At 67.1% G+C, this 19,984-nt stretch carries 19 protein-coding genes; all 19 read left to right on the top strand.

Annotated elements, in window-relative coordinates:
* Positions 1–161 precede the first annotated feature (161 nt).
* Positions 162–695: a transposase gene (locus J2R80_RS14660; RefSeq protein WP_253638795.1), complete on the top strand. Its 534-nt coding sequence runs from the start codon at positions 162–164 to the stop codon at positions 693–695.
* Positions 696–734: 39 nt separating this feature from the next.
* A complete protein-coding gene (locus J2R80_RS14655) occupies positions 735–926 on the top strand; it encodes a hypothetical protein (RefSeq protein WP_141343034.1) in 192 nt (63 codons plus the stop codon).
* A 125-nt stretch (positions 927–1,051) separates the two neighbouring features.
* On the top strand, positions 1,052–2,302 hold the full coding sequence (locus J2R80_RS14650) for an ABC transporter substrate-binding protein (protein ID WP_028333311.1): 1,251 nt from the start codon (positions 1,052–1,054) through the stop codon (positions 2,300–2,302).
* 136 nt (positions 2,303–2,438) lie between these two features.
* Positions 2,439–3,257 (top strand): helix-turn-helix transcriptional regulator, encoded by an 819-nt coding sequence (locus J2R80_RS14645; protein ID WP_016847806.1) that lies wholly within the window; start codon positions 2,439–2,441, stop codon positions 3,255–3,257.
* 120 nt (positions 3,258–3,377) lie between these two features.
* Positions 3,378–4,388, top strand: a complete 1,011-nt coding sequence (locus tag J2R80_RS14640) for a branched-chain amino acid ABC transporter permease (RefSeq protein ID WP_141343035.1) — start codon at positions 3,378–3,380, stop codon at positions 4,386–4,388.
* A gap of 3 nt (positions 4,389–4,391) precedes the next feature.
* Positions 4,392–5,477, top strand: a complete 1,086-nt coding sequence (locus tag J2R80_RS14635) for a branched-chain amino acid ABC transporter permease (RefSeq protein WP_253638794.1) — start codon at positions 4,392–4,394, stop codon at positions 5,475–5,477.
* A complete protein-coding gene (locus tag J2R80_RS14630) occupies positions 5,470–6,252 on the top strand; it encodes an ABC transporter ATP-binding protein (protein ID WP_016847809.1) in 783 nt (260 codons plus the stop codon). Before J2R80_RS14635 ends, J2R80_RS14630 begins: the two co-directional genes overlap by 8 nt.
* On the top strand, positions 6,245–8,455 hold the full coding sequence (locus tag J2R80_RS14625) for an ABC transporter permease (protein ID WP_253638793.1): 2,211 nt from the start codon (positions 6,245–6,247) through the stop codon (positions 8,453–8,455). Before J2R80_RS14630 ends, J2R80_RS14625 begins: the two co-directional genes overlap by 8 nt.
* Before the next feature lie 3 nt (positions 8,456–8,458).
* The gene (locus J2R80_RS14620; RefSeq protein ID WP_141343038.1) at positions 8,459–9,292 is read left to right on the top strand and encodes a phosphoenolpyruvate hydrolase family protein; all 834 of its coding nucleotides are present in this window, start codon (positions 8,459–8,461) and stop codon (positions 9,290–9,292) included.
* A 24-nt stretch (positions 9,293–9,316) separates the two neighbouring features.
* Complete coding sequence (locus J2R80_RS14615; protein WP_141343039.1) at positions 9,317–12,211, top strand: flotillin family protein; 2,895 nt, start codon at positions 9,317–9,319, stop codon at positions 12,209–12,211.
* Positions 12,212–12,220: 9 nt separating this feature from the next.
* A complete protein-coding gene (locus tag J2R80_RS14610) occupies positions 12,221–12,658 on the top strand; it encodes an SRPBCC family protein (RefSeq protein ID WP_028338488.1) in 438 nt (145 codons plus the stop codon).
* A 3-nt stretch (positions 12,659–12,661) separates the two neighbouring features.
* Positions 12,662–13,105, top strand: a complete 444-nt coding sequence (locus tag J2R80_RS14605; RefSeq protein ID WP_141343040.1) for an SRPBCC family protein — start codon at positions 12,662–12,664, stop codon at positions 13,103–13,105.
* A 15-nt stretch (positions 13,106–13,120) separates the two neighbouring features.
* Positions 13,121–13,939 (top strand): xanthine dehydrogenase family protein subunit M, encoded by an 819-nt coding sequence (locus J2R80_RS14600; protein ID WP_141343041.1) that lies wholly within the window; start codon positions 13,121–13,123, stop codon positions 13,937–13,939.
* 6 nt (positions 13,940–13,945) lie between these two features.
* The gene (locus J2R80_RS14595; protein WP_141343042.1) at positions 13,946–14,425 is read left to right on the top strand and encodes a (2Fe-2S)-binding protein; all 480 of its coding nucleotides are present in this window, start codon (positions 13,946–13,948) and stop codon (positions 14,423–14,425) included.
* A gap of 12 nt (positions 14,426–14,437) precedes the next feature.
* Positions 14,438–16,030, top strand: coding sequence for a xanthine dehydrogenase family protein molybdopterin-binding subunit (locus J2R80_RS14590; protein WP_253638792.1), 1,593 nt, complete (start codon positions 14,438–14,440; stop codon positions 16,028–16,030).
* A gap of 2 nt (positions 16,031–16,032) precedes the next feature.
* The gene (locus J2R80_RS14585) at positions 16,033–17,055 is read left to right on the top strand and encodes a xanthine dehydrogenase family protein molybdopterin-binding subunit (RefSeq protein WP_021075858.1); all 1,023 of its coding nucleotides are present in this window, start codon (positions 16,033–16,035) and stop codon (positions 17,053–17,055) included.
* Between the two features lie 9 nt (positions 17,056–17,064).
* The gene (locus J2R80_RS14580) at positions 17,065–17,946 is read left to right on the top strand and encodes a MoxR family ATPase (protein ID WP_028338483.1); all 882 of its coding nucleotides are present in this window, start codon (positions 17,065–17,067) and stop codon (positions 17,944–17,946) included.
* Entirely contained in the window at positions 17,943–19,061 is a 1,119-nt protein-coding gene (locus J2R80_RS14575) for a VWA domain-containing protein (RefSeq protein ID WP_141343217.1), read from the top strand. Before J2R80_RS14580 ends, J2R80_RS14575 begins: the two co-directional genes overlap by 4 nt.
* Positions 19,058–19,948: an amidohydrolase gene (locus tag J2R80_RS14570; RefSeq protein WP_141343218.1), complete on the top strand. Its 891-nt coding sequence runs from the start codon at positions 19,058–19,060 to the stop codon at positions 19,946–19,948. The genes J2R80_RS14575 and J2R80_RS14570 overlap by 4 nt, the downstream gene beginning before the upstream one ends.
* Positions 19,949–19,984: the final 36 nt, after the last annotated feature.

Genomic DNA, 19,984 nt, shown 5'->3' with positions numbered 1-19,984 from the left:
ACCACACGCGAAGTTGATAGACTCATGATGGACAATGTTGGGCAAACGCAAGGGAACTTCGACGTTCGTCGCAGTTATCGACTCTCCGATGCGCGCCACCATCGGTTCCGGCAACCGCATCTTGCGGACAATCCGCCACACGCGTCATCAGCTGGTACCTCATGCGCGCCCAGGAGAAGAACCGGCGCAGCGAGGCCGACGATCGTGCAATGGCCGAACGCATTGGCCGCCTCATCGAGGTCCTCGACAGCGAGATCGCCGAGATCGAGGCCGACATCGGCGCCTTGATTAAAGCCGAAGCGGAGATCGCGGACGATGCGAAGTTAATGCGTTCGCTGCCCGGCGTGGGTCCGGTGGCCTGCATGCAGCTCATCGCCCAGATGCCGGAACTCGGGCGGGTCGGACCGAAACAACTCGCAGCGCTTGCTGGCCTTGCTCCCTTCAACGTCGACAGCGGCGCCTTCCGCGGCAAGCGCAAAATTGCGGGCGGCCGAAAGCGCGTTCGTGACGCCCTTTATATGGCGGCCCTCAACGCAATTCGCAGGGCTGATCCGTTCAAGGCCTTCTATGCACGACTGCGACAGGCCGGAAAACCAGCCAAACTCGCCCTCATCGCCGTCGCCAGGAAGCTGTTGACGGTCCTCAATGCCATGATGCGAGACCGAAAGCCGTACCTGCAGACCAAACCAACGTAACAGTTGCCGGCTTTCGCCGGGACGACGTGCGGAGAGAGCATGGACGGCATTCTCTTCGGTGTCATGCCCGCGCGTGCGAGCATCCAGTGCACCGTGACCTCTCGGCTCAAGCAGGACCGTCTCTCGAATACTGGATCACTCGCATGCGCGGTGATGACACCGAACACGCTCCGCGGCATTGCGCCGCGAGCCGCGCTGCGGCGCAACAATCAAAATGAGACTGCCCGTTAAGCCAATTGGCGCCGACGACATCCGCGCCGCGCCCGCCTTCGGCTAGCTTTGCCGGCAACAACCGGACGCCCATCAGCCTTCGCACGCCAAGTGGACGCCGGCGACAACGCAGAGGGAGGAGCGCGATGTTGAAAGGCAGTTTGGGACTGATTGCGTTGAGCAGCCTGTTGCTTTCGGGCACGGCGTTCGCTCAGGAGAAGATCAAGGTCGGCGTCACCGCGACGCTCGAGGGCACCTACACGGTGCTCGGCGAGGACGGCATGCGCGGCTTCCAGACGGCGCTCAACGTGCTCGGCAAGAAGATCGGCGACAAGGAGCTCGAATTCGTCGTCGCCTCGACCGACGCGACGCCCGACTCCGCGGTGCGCGCGGTGCGCAAGCTGATCGAGCAGGACAAGGTGCAAATCCTGCTGTCGCCGCTGTCCGGCGACGAAGGCATCGCGGTCAAGAACTTCGCCAAGACCCATCCGGAGCTGACCTTCGTCAACGCCGCCTCCGGCGCGCAGGAAACGACCTATGTCGATCCGGCGCCGAACTTCTTCCGCTACAACATGGACGGCGCGCAGTGGCAGGTCGGCCTCGGCAAATACGCCTATGAGACCAAGGGCTATCGCAAGATCGCGACCGTCGGCGAGGACTACTCCTTCATCTACACCCAGGTATTTGGCCTGGTGCTCGAGTTCTGCGGCGCCGGCGGCCAGGTCACCAACCGACAATGGGTGCCGCTCGGCACCAAGGACTTTGCCTCCGTGATCGCCGCGCTGCCTGACGACGTCGACGCGATCTATCTCGGCCTCGGCGGCGCCGATGCCGTCAACTTCCTCAACCAGTATCAGCAGGCCGGCGGCAAGGCGCATCTGATGGGCGGCTCGATCATGATCGACCAGACCATCCTGTCGTCGAAGGGCAACGCCAAGAACGCTCTGATCGGCACCATCGCCGCCAGCGGCCAGGCCGATACCTGGGAGGATCCGGGCTGGCAGAAATTCGTCAAGGCTTATCAGGATGCCTTCCCGCCGGCCAAACGCTTCCCGAGCCCTTCGCTGCTCGCGACCAACTATTACGGCTCGACGATGGCGTTGATCCTGGCGCTGCGCCAGGTCAATGGCGATCTCTCCAACAACCAGGCCAAGCTCAAGGACGCGCTGGCGAAGATCGAGATCGACGCGCCGAACGGCAAGATCAAGCTCGACTCCAACCGCCAGGCGATCGGCACCAATTTCGTCACCGAGGTGGTCGATGACGGCAAGGGCGCGCTGTTCAGCAAGGTCGTCAAGGTGATCCCGAACGTCAACCAGACGCTGGGCTACGATCCGGCGGTGTTCGCCAAGATCGGCCTGCCGAGCCGCACGGTCCCGGAGTGCAAGAAGTACTGACGTATTTGTTGCAGTGCAGGCTGAACGGCCGCGGCATGGTGCGCGGTTGCATCAAGAGCCCTGCTCGCCCTTGCTTTCCGCGGGCGGATGATGAACCCTTGTCGAAAAGACAAGAACATCCCGCGGGAGGGGAGGCATGAGCAGGGCGCTTGCCGTCTTCCACGGCCGGTTCGGTCGCGCGACGGTCTATCAGTTGAACCGTCCCTTCAACGTGCATGCGCACCGCGAGGGGCATCTGATCTTTCATGTCGGCGGAACGCCGGCGCAGATCGACGTCTCGGAGCAGCGGCTGCTGCTCAAGGACGACACCGTCGTCGCGGTCAACCCGTGGGAACCGCACAACTTTCTGCCGACCGACATGGACCACGGCGCGATCTTCTTCGTGCTTTATGTCAACGCCGAATGGTTCGCGCCGCAGCCCGCGACGGCACAGGGCCTGCGGTTCGGCCGCACCTTCTTTCCGCGCACCGAAGCGCTCGACCGGCTGATCCGCCGCACCGCAGCACTAGTGTGCGGCGCGCCGTCGCTGCGCAGCCTCGATTGCGAACTCCGGCAGCTGATCGACTCCTGCTACGAGGAGAGCTGGCAGGCCGCGCAGGATGCGCGCGCGGCGGCCGCGGTGACCGATTTCAGGGTGCGCAAATCGATCAAGCTGATGTCGGAAAGCCCCGGCGCCGAGATCGAGCTCGATGCGATCGCGCGCGAGGCCGGGCTGTCGCGGCCGCATTTCTACCGGCTGTTCCGCACCCAGACCGGCGTCACCCCTCACCTCTACATGAACACGCTGATCATGGAGCAGGCGCTCGATGCGCTGGTGGCGACCGAGACGCCGATCGCCGATATCGGCTTCGACCTCGGCTTCTCCTCGCAGAGCGGCTTCACCCGCTTCTTCGCCGCCAATGTCGGCATGGCCCCGACCGACTATCGCCGCGCCGCCAAGGTGTTGCGGCCGTGAAGGAGTTCCGGAGCGCACGATAAAAGATACTGTCGATCAAATCCTGAGCTTACGCCCTCGGTAGGATACTGGACACGCGGCCCGGCAGACGGTCGCGACCAGTGAGGGAACGCGACGGAGATGGCCAGGTTCATCGAACGCCATCCGGCCTGGGCACTGATCGTGATCATCGCGGTCGCGGTGCTCGCGTGGCTGGTGTTCGCGATCTGGCCGCCGGGGCTGGAGGCCGCGATCGGCCGCAAGCGCGTGTTCCTGAACGCGGTGCTGAACGGCATCACGCTCGGCGGGCTCTACTTCCTGGTGGCTAGCGGCTTCACGCTGATCTTCGGCCTGATGCGCAATGTCAACCTCGCGCACGGCTCGCTCTATCTGTTCGGCGGCTATGTCGGCTACGCGATCAGCAGCTGGACCGGGTCGTGGCTCCTCAGCTTCATCATCGCCTTCATCGCGGTGGCGCTGGTCGGCGTGATCCTGCAGCTCGTCGTGTTCCGACGCATGGAGGGTCAGGACCTCAGGCAGACCATGGTGACGATCGGGCTGTCGATCGTGTTCGCCGATCTGATGCTCTGGGTGTTCGGCGGCGACTTCTACCAGATCCAGACCCCGAGCTGGCTGATCGGCCCGATCCAGCTGCCGCTGCTGACCGCGATCAAATCAACGGGCGAAGCGGTCTATCTGCAATACCCGCTGGTGCGGCTGGTGATCTTCGCTGCGTCCGTCGTGATCGGAATCGCGATGTGGCTGGCGCTCAACCGTACGCGGATCGGCATGATCGTGCGCGCCGGCGTCGACGACCGCGACATCCTGGCCGCCACCGGCGTGCGGATCCAGCTGGTGTTCGTGCTGGTGTTCGCGCTCGGCGCGGGCCTTGCCGGCATCGCCGGCGTGGTCGGCGGCACCTTCCAGTCGCTGTCGCCGGGCGAGGATACGCGGTTCCTGCTCGCCTCGCTCGTCGTCGTGATCGTCGGCGGCATGGGCTCGATCCCGGGAGCGGCGCTCGGCGCCGTCATCATCGGCCTCGCCGAGCAACTCGGCTCGGTCTACATCCCGACCTACGCCATCGTCGTCACCTTCCTGATCATGGTGCTGGTGCTGGCGCTGCGGCCGCAGGGCCTGCTCGCGAGGCGATGACAGATGTCGCTGCTGCAGAGCACCCAGTTCCGCCCCGACCCGTCCGCCAACGCGACCCGCCGCGCCTTCATCCGTGCCTGGCCGGAATTCCAGAACCCGGCGGCCTGGCTGGTCGCGCTGATCCTCGTGATCATGCCGCTGATCGCCAACGGCTTCTTTCTGATCGAGATCTTCGCCACCACGCTGATCCTCGGCATCATCGCGCTCAGCCTGATGTTCCTCGCCGGCTATGGCGGCATGGTCAGCCTGATGCAGCTCACCATCGCGGGCTTCGCCGGCTACATGGTCGCGGTGTTCGGCATCAGCGGCAACGCCAATATCAGCCTCGGCTGGCCGTGGTGGCTGGCAACCCCGATGGCGCTGGCGCTCGCGACGCTGTTCGGCACGCTCGGCGGCGCGCTCGCGGTGCGCACCGAGGGCATCTACACCATCATGATTACGCTCGCGATCGGCGCCGCGTTCTACTACTTTACCAACCAGAATTGGGCGATCTTCAACGGCCACACCGGCATCAACACCGTCGCGACGCCGCAGTTCTGGGGCGTCGACTGGCGCGCCGATATCGCCTTCTATTATGTCACGCTCGGCGTCGCCGCGATCTGCTACTTCGCCGTCCAGTATGTCTCGCGGGCGCCGTTCGGCCTCGCGCTGCAGGGTGTCCGCGACAATTCCCGCCGCATGGCGGCGCTCGGCTTCAACCCCAATGCGCACCGCATCGCGGCCTACGCCTTCGCCGCCTTCATCGCCGCGCTCGGCGGCGTGCTGCAGGTCTGGAACTACCGGCAGATCTCGCCCGGCTCGGTCAGCGTCGGAGCCTGCATCGACGTCCTGATCATCGCCGTGGTCGGCGGCATCACGCGGCCGATCGGACCCTTCATCGGCGCGCTGATCTTCGTGCTGCTGCGGACCTTCGCGCTCGACGTGCTGATCAAGTTCGGGCTCGACGGCAACCGCTTCCGGCTGCTGATCGGGCTCGGCTTCCTCGCCATCGTGTTCTGGTCGTCGGATGGCGTGATCGGCCTGTGGGAACGCTGGCGGCAGCGCAATGCATCCTCGACGCAACGTTCAGGCGGAGGCCGCCATGGATAGCGTCGCGCAGCGGCTGTCCGTGGTCGGCGCCGGCGCGGCGCTGGAACTGCGCGGCGTGACAAGGCTGTTCGGCGCGCTGGCGGCGCTGACCGACGTCACCATCACTGTGCGGCCGGGCGAAAGGCGCGCGGTGCTCGGCTCGAACGGCGCCGGCAAGACCACGCTGTTCAACTGCATCACCGGTGACTTCCCGCCCTCCTCCGGCACGATCCGCTTCTTCGGCGAGGACATCACCCAGTTCCCGCCCTATGAGCGGATCCGCCGGGGCTTACGCCGTACCTACCAGATCTCGGCGCTGTTCCCCGGCCTCACGGTGCAGGACAACGTCTACCTCGCCTGCCGTGGCGTCTCGCGTGGCCGGTTCTCGTTCCTGCGCCCGGGGCAGAACGATGCGCTGATGCACGCGACCGAAACGCTGGTCCAGGCGGTTCACCTCAGCGGCGTGAAGGACCAGCGCGTCGCCGAGCTCGCACATGGCCAGCAGCGGCAGCTCGAGATCGCGCTGGCGCTGGCCGGCGCGCCGCGCTTCATCCTGTTCGACGAGCCGGCGGCGGGGCTGTCGCCGACCGAGCGGCGCGAGCTGATCGAGATCCTGACTTCGTTGCCGGCGCATATCGGCTACATCATCATCGAGCACGACATGGACGTCGCACTGCGCGTCGTCGAGAGCGTGACGATGATGCACAACGGCCGCATCTTCAAGGAAGGCCTGCCGCGCGAGATCGAATCCGATCCCGAGGTGCAGGAGCTTTATCTCGGAGGCGGCCATGAATGACCGCCGCGCAATGCCCGCGCTCGAGGTGAAGGGCCTCGACGTCTATTACGGCCATTCGCATGCGCTGCAGGGCGTCGATCTCACGCTCGAGTCCGGCGTGTTCTCGGTAGTCGGCCGCAACGGCATGGGCAAGACCACGCTGTGCAAGGCGATCATGGGCCTCGTGCGTGCCAGCGGCGGTTCGATCCGGATTCGCGGCGAAGAGGTCACGCGGCTCAATCCGGCACGGATCGCCCGGCTCGGCGTCGGTTATGTGCCGCAGGGCCGCCGCCTGTGGCGGTCGCTGACCGTCGACGAGCACCTTGCGCTTGCCGGCGGCCTGCGGCGCGGCGCCTGGACCATCGAGCGAATCTACGACACCTTCCCGCGCCTCGCCGAGCGCAAGACCAACGGCGGCAACCAGCTGTCCGGCGGCGAGCAGCAGATGCTCGCGATCGCGCGTGCGCTGCTGACCAATCCGCATCTCTTGATCATGGACGAGCCGACCGAAGGCCTTGCGCCCGTGATCGTCGCCCAGGTCGAGGATATGCTGCTGCGGCTCGGCGATGAGGGCGACATCTCCGTGCTGGTCATCGAGCAGAACATCGGTGTGGCGACGGCGGTGTCGCGCAACGTCGCCATCATGGTCAATGGCCGGATCAACCGGATCATCGATTCCGCCCGCCTTGCAACCGACCGCGAGCTGCAGCAGCGGTTGCTCGGCGTCGGCACCCATGGCGCCGACGAGACCGACGCCGAGCCAGCACCGGCGAAGGCCGAAGCGGCCGGTGCCCCGCAGCCGGAACGCAAGGGGCCGACCCGCATCTACGTCTCCAATCCCGTGCTGCCGACCCGCTGGTCGCAGCCGGTGCCGATCGCCCGCATCGAGGCCGCCGCACGGACGCAGTCCACCGGGGTCACTCGGCTCGAGGAGGCAACCCGGCAGCGACGCGAACCGACGACCTCCCGAACGTCCGGGCCACCGGTCGTCCTCATCGTCGGCACGCTCGACACCAAGGGTGCCGAGCTGCGCTTCATCCGCGATATCATCGCCGGCAGCGGCCTGCGCACGCGACTGGTCGACGTCTCGACCAGCGGCAAAGCGGCGAGCTGCGATGTCACCGCGCAGGAGATCGCACTGAACCACGGCCGCGGCGGCTCCGGCGTGTTCGGCGCCGATCGCGGCGCCTCGGTGACGGCGATGGCGGAGGCGTTCGAGCGATGGCTGCGTCGCCAGGGCAATATCGCCGGGATCATCTCCGCCGGCGGCTCCGGCGGCGCGTCGCTGGTCGCGCCCGGCATGCGCGCGCTGCCGGTCGGCGTGCCGAAGCTGATCATCTCCTCGGTCGCGTCCGGCGACGTCGGTCCCTATGTCGGTCCCGCCGACATCACCATGATGTATTCGGTGACCGACGTGCAGGGTCTCAACTCGATTTCGCGCACGGTGCTCGGCAACGGCGCTCATGCGCTGGTCGGCATGGTTAAGGCGCGGCTCGATGAGCAGGCCGGCAAGCAGCGCAGCGCAGGCGCGAACCTTCCGGCGATCGGCATCACCATGTTCGGCGTCACCACCCCGGCCGTGCAGAAGATCGCGGCGGACCTGCGCGAGGATTTCGAGTGCCTCGTCTTCCACGCCACCGGCGTCGGCGGCCGCTCGATGGAGAAGCTGGTCGAGTCCGGCCAACTCGCCGGCGTGATCGACCTCACCACGACCGAGGTCTGCGACCTCCTGATGGGCGGCGTGTTCCCGGCGACCGAGGATCGCTTCGGCGCCATCGTCCGCAGCCGCGTGCCCTATGTCGGCTCGGTCGGCGCGCTGGACATGGTGAACTTCGGCGCACCCGACACGATCCCGGAGCGCTATCGGCAGCGCAAATTCCACATCCACAATCCGCAGGTCACCTTGATGCGGACCACGCCGGAAGAGAACGAGCGCATGGGCCGCTGGATCGGCGAACGGCTCAACCAGATGGACGGGCCGGTGCGCTTCTTCCTGGCCGAGGGCGGCGTCTCCGCGCTCGATGCACCCGGCCAGCCGTTCTGGGACCCGGAGGCCGATGCAGCGTTGTTCCGCGCGCTGGAGCGCACCGTGCGCCAGACCGGCAACCGGCAGATCATCCACATCAAGCGCAATATCAACGATCCCGAGTTCAGCGCCGCCATCGTCAGCGCGTTCCGCCCCTTGCTCGGACGCGCCGGTGGTCGGCGGAGAGTGGCGAGGTGACCCATGGCCAGGTTTGAACGCGCAGCGCTGTTGAAGAAGTTTCACGCCATGATCGCACGCGGCGAGCCGATCGTCGGCGGCGGCGCCGGCACCGGACTGTCGGCGAAATGCGAGGAGGCCGGCGGCGTCGACCTGATCGTGATCTACAATTCCGGCCGCTACCGCATGGCCGGCCGCGGCTCGCTCGCCGGCCTGATGCCCTATGGCGATGCCAACGCCATCGTCGTCGAGATGGCCGGCGAGGTGCTGCCGGTCGTGACCAGGACGCCGGTGCTCGCCGGCGTCAACGGCACCGATCCGTTCCGCGACATGGATGTGTTCCTCGACCAGCTCAAGGCGATCGGCTTTGCCGGCGTGCAGAACTTCCCGACCGTCGGCCTGATCGACGGCACCTTCCGCGCCAATCTCGAAGAGACCGGAATGTCCTATGCGCTCGAGATCGACATGATCGCGAAGGCGCATGAGAAGAACATGCTGACCACGCCCTATGTGTTCAGCGAGCAGGAGGCTGCCGCGATGGCGATCGCCGGCGCCGACATCATCGTCTGCCATATGGGCCTCACCACCGGCGGCACAATCGGCGCGCAGACCGCGCCAAAGCTCGCCGACTGCCCTGCCCGCATCGAGGCCTGGGCCGAGGCCGCGCTCAGCGTCAATTCGAACATCATCGTGCTCGCGCATGGCGGTCCGATCGCGGACCCCGCCGATGCCGATTTCATCATGAAGCAGACCCGCAACTGCCACGGCTTCTACGGCGCCTCCTCGATGGAACGCCTGCCGGTCGAGCGGGCGCTCACGGATCAGGTTCGCAAATTCAAGGCGATCGGCGCGCGCTAGCCGCCGTGACCAAGGGAGGAAGAGATGTCGGGGATGCTGGTCGGTGAATTGATCCTCTGGCTCATCGTCGCAATCGTCGCGATCGTCATCATCGTCTATGTCGTGAACTGGCTGTATCACCGCTCGTCGAAGGAGGTCTCCTTCGTCCGCACCGGTTTCCTCGGCGAGCGCGTGGTGATCAATGGCGGCGCCTTCGTGCTGCCCTTCATCCACGACTACACGCCGGTCAACATGAACGTGCTGCCGATGGGGATCGTGCGCTCCAGGCAGGACGCGGTGATCACCCGCGACCGCATGCGCGTCGACATCGAGGCCGATTTCTACGTCCGGGTTCAGCCGACCCGCGAAGCGGTCTCGATCGCTGCCGCCACGCTCGGCCGCCGCACCATGGAGCCCGAGCAGCTCCACACCCTGCTCTCCGGCAAATTCATCTCCGCGATCCGCTCAGTCGCCTCCGAGATGACGATGGAGCAGATGCACGAGCAGCGCGGCGACTATGTGGCGCGCGTCAAGGCCAATGCCGCCGAAGCACTGGCGCAGAATGGCCTCGAACTGGAGTCGGTCGCGATCACCGATCTCGATCAGACCGACCTCGAATATTTCAATCCCTCGAACCGCTTCGACGCCGAAGGCTTGACCCGCCTGATGGAGGACATCGAGGCCAAGCGCAAGCTGCGCAACGACATCGAGCAGGACTCGATGATCAAGATCCGCTCCCGCAATCTCGAGGCCGAGCGGCAGGCGCTGGAGATCGAGCGCGAAAGCGAGACCGCCCGTCTCGAGCAGGAACGCGACATCGAGATGCGCCGTGCCCTGCAGCGCACTGAGGTCGCCCGCGAGCGCGCGCTGCGCGAGACAGAGTCGGAGCAGGCCCAGATTGCGGCGCGCGAAGCCATCGAGAAAGCGCGCATCGCCAACGAGCAGGCGATCACCGAAGCACGCATCGCCTCGGAGCGCGAGACCCGGCACAAGGAGATCGAGCGGACGCGGGCGGTCGAAGAGAAGGAGCTGCTGGCGCGCGAGGAGATCGAGAAGGTCCGGATCGCCAACCAGCGCTCGGTCGACACCACCCGCATCGCCTCCGAGCGCGAGGTGCGCCAGCGCGAGATCGAGCGGATGCGCACGGTCGAGGAAGCCGAGATCGCCGCTCGCGAGGCGATCGAGAAGGCCCGGATCCAGCAGGACCGCGTCGTCACCGATGCCCGCATCGCCAATGAGGAGGAGACCCGGCGCCGCGAGATCGAGCGCACCCGCGCGGTCGACGAGGCCGAGATCGCCGCGCGCGAGGCCACCGAGAAGGCGCGCATCGCCCAGACCATGACGGTCAATGTCGAGCGCATCTCCTCGGACGAGCGCACCCGCGCGCTGGAAATCCAGCAGGTTCGCACCATCCAGGAAGCCGAGATCGAGGCGCAGAAGGCGGTCGAGGCCGCCCGCATCGCGCGCGAGAAGATGCTGGCCGCCGAGCGCATCGCCGCCGACCACACCACACGCAAGCTCGAGATCGAGCGCAACCAGGCGGTCGAGATCGCCGGGATCAGTGCCCGCGAAGCCACCGAAGCGTCGCGGATCGCCCAGGAAGAGCACGTCCGGGCGCTCGAGATCGCCCGCACCCGCGCGATCGAGGAAGCCGATATCGCCTCCCGCGAGGCGATCGAGGCGGCGCGGATCTCGCAGGAGAAGTCGGTCGCCGCGCAGCGCATCCGCGCCGAGCGCGAAACCCGCGGGCTCGAGATCGCGCGCACCGAGGCGATCGAGGCCGCCGAGCTGAAGCGCCGCGACGCCATCGAGCGGCAGCGCATCGATGTCGAGCTGACGTTGGAGAGTGAGCGGATCGCCTCCTCCAGGACCCGCGAAGTGCTCAACATCGACCAGAAGAAGGCGATCGAGCTCGCCGACGAGGAGCGCGTGATCGCGCTCGCCGCCAAGCGCTCCGAGCGGATCGATGCCGACCGGCAGGTCCGGCAGGCCGAAATTGTGGCGCGCAAGGACATCGACACCACCGACGTCTCCCGCGAGCAGGCGCTGGAGGCGGCCCGGATCGAGCGGCGCCGTGCGATCGAACAGCTCGAGGTCGCTCGCAACCAGTCGCTGCAGGAGGCCGAGATCGTCGCCCGCGAGGAGGTCGAACGCGCCCGCATCGCCTCCGACCGTGGCCTCGACGAGGCCCGCATCGGCCGCGAGCGCGAGCTACGCAAGCTCGAGGTCAACCGCGAGAAGGATGTCGAGACCGCGCTGATGGAAAAGGCCATCGCGCTGCATCAGAAATCACTGGAAGAATCCGCGGCACGAGCCGCGGCCGAGGACGCCCGGATCCACGCCACCGAAGCGGCCGAACGCGTCGTCACCGCGCGCGAAAGCGAGATCGCAAAGCGGCGCAAGACCGTCGAGGTGCTGCTCGCCGAAAAGCAGGCCGAGGAAACCAGGATCGCAGCCGGGGCCGAACGGGTCCGTGCCACGGTCGAGGCCGAGGCGCAGCGTCTGCTTAACGAGGCCGAGAACGTGCTGACCGATCAGGCGCGCTACTCGCTGTTCCGCCGCAAGCTGCTCGACCGGATCGAGGGCATCGTGCGCGAGAGCGTCAAGCCGATGGAGAAGATCGAGGGCATCCGCATCCTCCAGGTCGACGGCCTCAACGGCAACGGGCATGGCAACGGCACCGGACGCAGCGCCACTGACGAAGTGATCGACTCGGCGCTGCGCTACCGCGTGCAGGCGCCGCTGATCGACTCGATCCTCTCGGATATCGGCGTCGAGGGCGGCAGCCTCGCCAAGATGCCCGGCCTGATCCGCGAAGCCCGAGACATGCAAGGCATCAAGGACTCCGCGCGCAAGAGCGGCGCCGAGGAAAAGCCGCCGGCGCCCGAGGGCGGCGGCGAGCCGGCGCGACCTGAGCGCACGCCGCGCAAGAAGGACTGAGCTCACGCCATGGCACGGGTTTACGTTTCCACCGTCGTCAACGCCCGCAACGACCGGGTCTGGGCCCGCGTCCGCGATTTCAACGGGCTGCCGAACTGGCATCCCGCGATCGCCGAAAGCCGGATCGAGGGCGGCGAGCCCTCCGACAAGATCGGCTGCGTCAGGGATTTCCGGCTGCGCAACGGCGATCGCATCCGCGAGAAGCTGCTCGGGCTGTCCGACTACGACATGTTCTGCACCTATTCGATCCTGGAATCGCCGATGGGCGTCGAGAACTACGTCGCGACGCTGCGGCTCACGCCAGTCACCGACGGCGACCAGACCTTCCTGGAATGGACCGCCGAATTCGACTGCGCGCCGGAGCGCGAGACGGAGCTCGTCAACAATATCGGCGGCGGCGTGTTCCAGGGCGGCTTCGACGCGTTGAAGCGGGCGTTCGGAGGATAGACCGTGCCGCATATCGTCAAAAGCACGATCCTGGATGCGCCGACCGATGCGGTGTGGGCCGTGCTGCGCGATTTCAACGGTCATGACCGCTGGCATCCGGCGGTCGCGAGCAGCGGCATCGAGCGCGCCCAGCCGTCCGACAAGATCGGCTGCGTCAGGCGCTTCAAGCTGAAGGACGGCGCCGAGCTGCGCGAGCAACTGCTGGCGCTGTCCGATCTTGAGCAATCGTTCAGCTACTGCCTGCTCGATACGCCGATCCCGATGTTCAACTACGTGGCGCATGTCCGTCTGCTGCCGGTCACCGATGGTGACCGCACCTTCTGGCACTGGGAGTCGCGCTTCACGACGCGAACCGAGGACAGCGAGCGCATCACGCGGATGGTTTCGGAAGACATCTACCAGGCCGGCTTCAACGCCATCCGCCGGCATCTGAAGGAGGCCGCGTAAGCGGAGAGCACCATCATGCCAGTCACGGTGAAGACCTTCACCAGCACCCATGACGCCGCGGCGGCGCTGTCCTCGGATCGCAGCGCCCGCTATCTCGGCGGCGGCACGCTGGTGATGCGGGCGCTGAACGAGGGCGACATCTCGATCTCGACCATCGTGCGCGCCAGCGACCAAGCGATGACACGGATCGATGCCACCGGCTCGCGCATCACGCTCGGCGCCGGCGTCACCTTCGCCCGCGTCCTGGCCGAACGCGACCTCGCCTTCCTGCACGCCCCGGCGCGCTCGATCGGCGGGCCGGCGGTGCGCAACATGGGCACCGTCGGGGGCAATCTGTTCGCGCCGGTGCCGTATGGCGACTTCACGGTCGCGATGCTCGCGCTTGATGCCACGGTGTCCGTCCAGGGCGGCCTCGGCGGGCGCGAGATTCCGATCGAGGAGTTCCTGCAATCGCGCGACCGGCAGGCCGGATCGCTGGTGCTGGCGATCTCCTTTGCCAGGCCCGGCAGCATTGAGGCCTTCCGCTACCGCAAGATCGCGCGCATCAAGCCCAACGGCGGCGCGGTGATCACGCTCGCGGCGCACCTGCCCGTTAACGGCAGCCGCATCGTCGGCGCCCGCGTCGCGCTTGGCTCGATGGCGCCGACGCCGATCCGCGCCCGTGCCGTCGAGCGCGCGCTCGAAGGCCGCGCGCTCGACGCCTCCACCATCAGCGCAGCTGCTGCGGCAGCCGTTGAGGGAACGTCACCCGGCGACAATGCGCTCGCCAGCGCCTGGTATCGCCGCGAGATCGTCGGCGTGCATCTCCGCCGTCTGTTGTCCGGTCAGGAATAATTCGTGATGGCCAAGACTGCCCTTCAATTCCAGCATAACGGCCGTGACGTCGCGATCTTCGTCGACGGCGGCACCAACCTTCTGGTCGCGCTCCGCGAACTGATCGGCGACATGACGCCGAAGTTCGGCTGCGGCCAGGGCGGCTGCGGCACCTGCAGCGTGCTGATCGACGGCGAGCTGCATCTCTCCTGCCTGACGCTCGCCGAAACGGTCGCCGGCCGCTCGGTCGAGACGCTCGACGGCGTCAAGGACGGCCCCAATCTGCACCCGCTGCAGCGCGCCTTCGCCGACAATTTCGCCGCGCAGTGCGGCTACTGCACGCCCGGCATGCTGATGGCCGCGAAGGCGCTGCTCGACCGCAATCCGCAGCCGAGCCGCGCCGAAGTGGTCGAGGCGATCTCCGGCAACATCTGCCGCTGCACCGGCTACGAGCCGATCATCAACGCCGTGCTATCAGCCGCTTCCGGCGGCCGGGCGCGTGCGTAAGGGAATAGTGCCATGCTGGAATTGCGCAAGGACATCTTCGCCGACGAGCGCGACGACGATCTGAAGGAGATCGGCAAAGGCACGCAGCGCCAGGATATGCTCGGCCATGTCACCGGCACCTCGCCCTATTTCGATGACCACAAGCTGCAGGGCATGCTGCATCTGAAGGTGGTACGCAGCGCGCATCCCCATGCAAGACTCCGCCGCATCGACACCTCGGAGGCCGAGCGGTCGCAGGGGGTCCGGCGTGCGATCCGCGCCTCCGACGTGCCGCGCAACCTGAACACGCTGCTCAGCCTGATCAATTTCGGCAAGGACGACGAGCCCTCGCTCGCGGTCGACAAGGTGCGCTACAAGGGCGAACCCATCGTCGCGATCGTCGCCGACAGCCCGCGCGAGGCCTATGAGGCCATCGCAAAGGTCAAGATCGACTATGAGCCGCTGCCGGCGGTGTTCGACGTCGAGGAGGCGCTGAAGGCGGGCGCGCCCGTGGTCAACGAGGTCTATCCCAAGAACACCTTCACCTATCACGAGACCTATGATCACCAGCAGCTGCGCTTCGGCGATGCCGACCGCGCACTCGCGACGGCCGACCATGTGCTGGAACAGCGCTACCAGATGTCGCCGATCGAGCACGCGCCGACCGAAACCAACGGCTCGATCGCAGCTCCCGACACCAACGGCCGCTACATCGTCTACACCTCGACGCAGGCGCTGTTCTTCTCGGTGGACACCTGCGCGAAGATCCTCGACGTGCCTTCCAACACCTTCCACTTCATCGGCGGCACCGTGGGCGGCGGGTTCGGCGGCAAGGTCGATACGCTGACCGAGCCGCTCTGCATCCTCGGCGCGATGCTGACCGGTCGCCCGGTGCGCTATGTGTTCGGGCGCGAGGAGGAGATGCAGTACGGGCCGCCGCGCGGCGCCGAGCGCATCTACATCAAGGACGGCGTGATGCGCGACGGCCGCATCGTCGCCCGCAAGGTGCGCGCCTACTTCGACAGCGGCGCCTATACGCGGCTGTCGAGCTATGCAGCGGTGAAATGCGCCGCCCATCTGCCCGGCCCCTACACGATCCCGAACGTTCATGGCGACGTCTACTGCGTCTTCACCAATCGCACGCCGGCGACCGCGATGCGCGGCTTCGGCGTCACCGCGATGGATTTCGCCATCGAATGCCAGATGGACAAGCTCGCCCATCTCGTCGGCATGGACCCGATGGAGTTCCGGATCCTCAATGCGTATCGCGACGGCGACATGAAGGCGCACCGCCGCGAGGCCAAGAACACCGCGCTGATCGAATGCGTGCAGGTCGCAGCGGAGAAGGCCAAGTGGCCGCTCCGCGAAGACTTCAAGCGGATGTCGTCGCGCAAGGATGGTGGCGGCGCGCGAGCCGCCGTGACGCCGACCCCGCGCGAGCCGCATGCACCGCCGGCCTCACCATCCCAGCAGCGCACGACGTATGACCGCGCGCCGGCCGCGACCCGCGAGCCGCCGCCACCGCCGCCCTCTTCGCCGCCACCGTCGTCTCCGCCGCCGCGGCCGGGCGCGCCGTCGCACGGCGCCACCCGCTTCTCTTCCGTCTTCGGCACCAGGAGGCGCTGACCATGACCCGGCATCGCGGACGCGGCATCGCGTCGGTCAACTATCCCATCGGCATGAACCTCGGCGGCGATCCCAGCCAGGCGCTGGTGCATTCCAACCCGAGCGGCAAGTTCACCGTGGCGCTGTCCTCGATCGACCTCGGCCAGGGCATGAAGTCGGTGACGCGGCAGATCTGCGCCGAGACGCTCGGCGTGCCGGTCGAGGACGTCTATGTCGACACCGCGGATTCCGACACCGGCCCGCACTGCATGGGCTCGTTCGCCTCGCGCGGCACGCATCGCGTCGGCAACGCCGTAATGGCGGCTGCGCGCGAGGCACGCGGTGTGATGATGGAGGCCGCCGCCGAGGAACTGGAGGTGAATGCCGCCGACCTCGAGACCGACGGCCGCGGCAATATCCACGTCAAGGGCGCGCCGCATCGCTCGATCTCCACCAAGGACGTCGCCATCGCCGCGCAGTTCAAGCAGGGCAAGACGATCTCCGGCCGCGGTATCTTCCTGGTGCCGCTGTCCGACGTCGACCCCGAGACCGGCGAGATGTCGCCGGCGACATGCTACGCGCATGCCTGCCTGGTCGCCGAGGTCGAGGTCGACGACGAGACCGGCGAGGTCGACATGGTCCGGATGGACTCCGCCTATGAACTCGGCCGCGCGCTCAATCCACGGCTGGTCGAGCAGCAGCTGGTTGGCGGCGCCTGGATGGGCGTCAGCCACGCGCTCTACGAGACGCCGGAGCCTTATTATCCGGAGCCGGTGCACGGTCCGCGCGACTTCGTCGAATATCTGATGCCGGGTCCGGGCGACATCTGCCCGCACGACATCGCGGTGCTGGAACGCCCGGCGCCCGACGGTCCGTTCGGCGCCAAGGGACCGGGCGAGATGTGCGCCAATCCCGTGCTGCCTGCGGTCGCCAACGCAATCTTCAACGCGGTCGGGGTGCGGATCGACGATCTCCCGATCACGCCGGAAAAGGTGTTGCGCGCCATCAGGGCGCAAGGCGGCGCGCGTCCGCAGCCACGGCGCTGAGGTTTCTCCATGCCGGTCCGCAGCAACATCGTCGGCATCGACAGCCCAGAGGCGCTGGAGAAGGCGCTGCGCGCGGCCTATTATCTCGCCGACGACGGCATCGCGACCGCCTCCTATCTCTCGCTTGCGCTGGGCAAGCCGCTGTTACTCGAGGGCGCGCCGGGTGTCGGCAAGACCGAAGCTGCAAAAGCGATCGCCGCCGTGCTCGGCCGCAGGCTGATCCGCCTGCAATGCTACGAAGGCATCGACGCCGCCGCTGCCCTCTACGAGTGGAACTATCCGCGCCAGATGCTGGCGATCCGGCAGGCCGGCGAGGAGAGCATCGATATCTATGGCGACGCCTTCCTGATCGAGCGCCCGATGCTGGCCGCGCTGCGCGCGCCCGACGCGACGGTGCTTCTGATCGACGAAATCGACCGCGCCGATCAGGAGTTCGAGGCCTTCCTGCTCGAATTCCTCTCCGACTTCCAGATCTCGATCCCCGAGCGCGGCACGGTGCGCGCTGCAGAGCATCCGGTCGTGGTGCTGACGTCGAACCGGACGCGCGATCTGCACGAGGCGCTGCGGCGGCGCTGCGTCTATCACTGGATCGATTATCCGAATGCCGAGCGCGAGGCGCGCATCGTGATGATGCGGGCGTCCAGCGTCGCCGAGGCCACCGCCCGCGCGGTGGTCGCCGCCGTCGGCCGGCTGCGCCGCGAGCCGCTGAGCAAGGCGCCCGGGATCGCCGAGGCGGTCGACTGGGCCGAGGCCGCGACCCTGCTCAACAAGGGCGGCGCGCGCTGGCCGGACGCGTTCAAACGCTCGATCGGCGTCGCGCTGAAGGACGAGGAGGATCTGCATTTCATTTCGCCCCGGCTCGATGCGATCATCGCGGAGGCGGCCGCGTGAACGACGACCTGCAGCTGCCGCGCGCCGCGCGGATATTTGTTTCGTTCGTCGCGCTGCTGCGCGCCAACGGCTTTTCGGTTGCGCCGGAGCAGACGACGAGCTTCCTCGCGGCAATCGAGCTGCTCGGTCCGCGCAGCCTGGAGCACATCCGCCTGGCCGGGCTCGCGACATTGGCGCCGCCGCCCCAGCGCCGGGCGACGTATGACCGGCTGTTCGACATCCACTTCCGCGGCGCCGAGGCGATCGAGCAGGCCGAGGGTGAGGATGAGGAGACCGTTCGCCTGCAGGAGGAAGGCCGCGGCGAGGACGAGCCGCCGCTTGCCGACGAGGCCAATGAGTCCGGCCTCGCCGCGGCGCGCGCCGAGGCATTGGTCGAGCGCCGCTTTGCCCAGACCGCGACCAGCGATCCGCTGCGAAAGCTGTCGCGCGAGGCGGCAAGGCGCCTGCCGCGACGGCGCGGCCACCGGCGCCGCCGTGCACGCAGTGGTCCGTTCGCCGATCTGCGCCGCACGCTGCGCGACAGCGTCCGCAATGACGGCGAGGTGCTGCGGCTCGGGCGGATGCGACGCCGCCAGCGCCCGCGCAAGATCCTGTTCCTGATCGACGTCTCCGGCTCGATGAAGGCACGCACCGAGGAGAACATGAAGCTCGCGCATGTGCTGGTGCAGGCGGCCGGCAATGTCGAGGTCTTCACCTTCGGCACAAGACTGACCCGAGTCACGCCGGCGCTGCGGCTGAAGCGGCGCGAGCAGGCGCTGAACGCGGCCTCCTTCCTGGTCAGCGACTGGGACGGCGGCACAAGGATCGGCGATGCGCTGCAGGCGTTCCTCGCCGTGCCGCGGTTCGGCGGATATGCCCGCGGCGCCGCGGTCGTGATCGTCTCCGACGGCCTGGAACGCGGCGATCCGGCTGCGCTGCGCGATGCCGTGGCAAAACTGTCGCGGCGGGCCTGGCGCGTCAGCTGGCTGACGCCGCTCGCAACCTCGCCCGGCTTCACGCCGCAAACCGAGGCGCTGATCGCGATCCAGCGCTTTGTCGACGATCTCGTGGACGGCGGATCCAGCGCGGCTGTTGTCGCGCATCTGCTGTCGCTTGGAACAAGGAGAGCCGCGTGACTGGCATTGTCGACGGACATCATCACATCTGGCGGCAGGCCGATCTCGCCTGGCTGTCCGGCCCGATGCAGCCGCGCATCTTCGGCCCCTATGAGCCGATCCGCCGCGACTATCCGATCGAGGAGTATCTCGGCGACCTCAAGGGCACCGGCGTCAACCGCTCGGTCTATGTCCAGACCAACTGGCCGAACGGCCAATTCGAGGACGAAGCCGCCTGGGTGCAGCAGACCGCGGACCAGCACGGCTGGCCGCACGCCCTCGTCGCCTATGCCGATTTCTCCGTCGCCGACGTCCGCCCGCAACTCGATCGATTGAAGCGCTATCCGCTGGTGCACGGCGTGCGCATGCAGCTGCACTGGCACGAGAACCCGCTGTACCGCTTCGCCGCGCGTGCCGATCTCTGCAATGATCCCGTGATCCGGCGCAATGTCGGCCACCTCGCCGACTACGGCTGGAGTTTTGACCTGCAGGTATTCGCGCCGCAGATGGCCGATGCGGCCGGCCTCGCGGAGGCTTGCCCTGACGTGACCTTCATCCTGCAGCATGCCGGCATGCTGGAGGACCTGTCGCCGCAGGGCCGCGCCGCCTGGCGCAGCGGGATGACGCGGCTCGCGCGATGTCCGAATGTGGTGTCGAAGCTGTCCGGGCTCGGCACCTTCATCCATCGCAACGATGCCGCGCATATCGCCGGCGTGGTGACCGATACCGTCGCGATCTTCGGCGCCGACCGCTGCCTGTTCGGCTCGAACTTTCCGATCGAGAAGCTGTGGACCAGCTATCGCGAACTCGTCGCCGCTTTCAAGGCGGCAGCCGAACGGCTGAGCCCCGAACAGCGCGATGCGATCTTCAGCACGACGGCGGCGCGGGTCTATCGGCTACAGCCATAGCCGCACCGCGGGGTCGAACATAACAACGAACACGAA

Source organism: Bradyrhizobium sp. USDA 4541, from assembly GCF_024171085.1.
Lineage (GTDB): Bacteria > Pseudomonadota > Alphaproteobacteria > Rhizobiales > Xanthobacteraceae > Bradyrhizobium > Bradyrhizobium australafricanum.
Note: the sequence above shows the minus strand (reverse complement) of the source record. Positions and strands in the feature narration are given on the sequence as shown.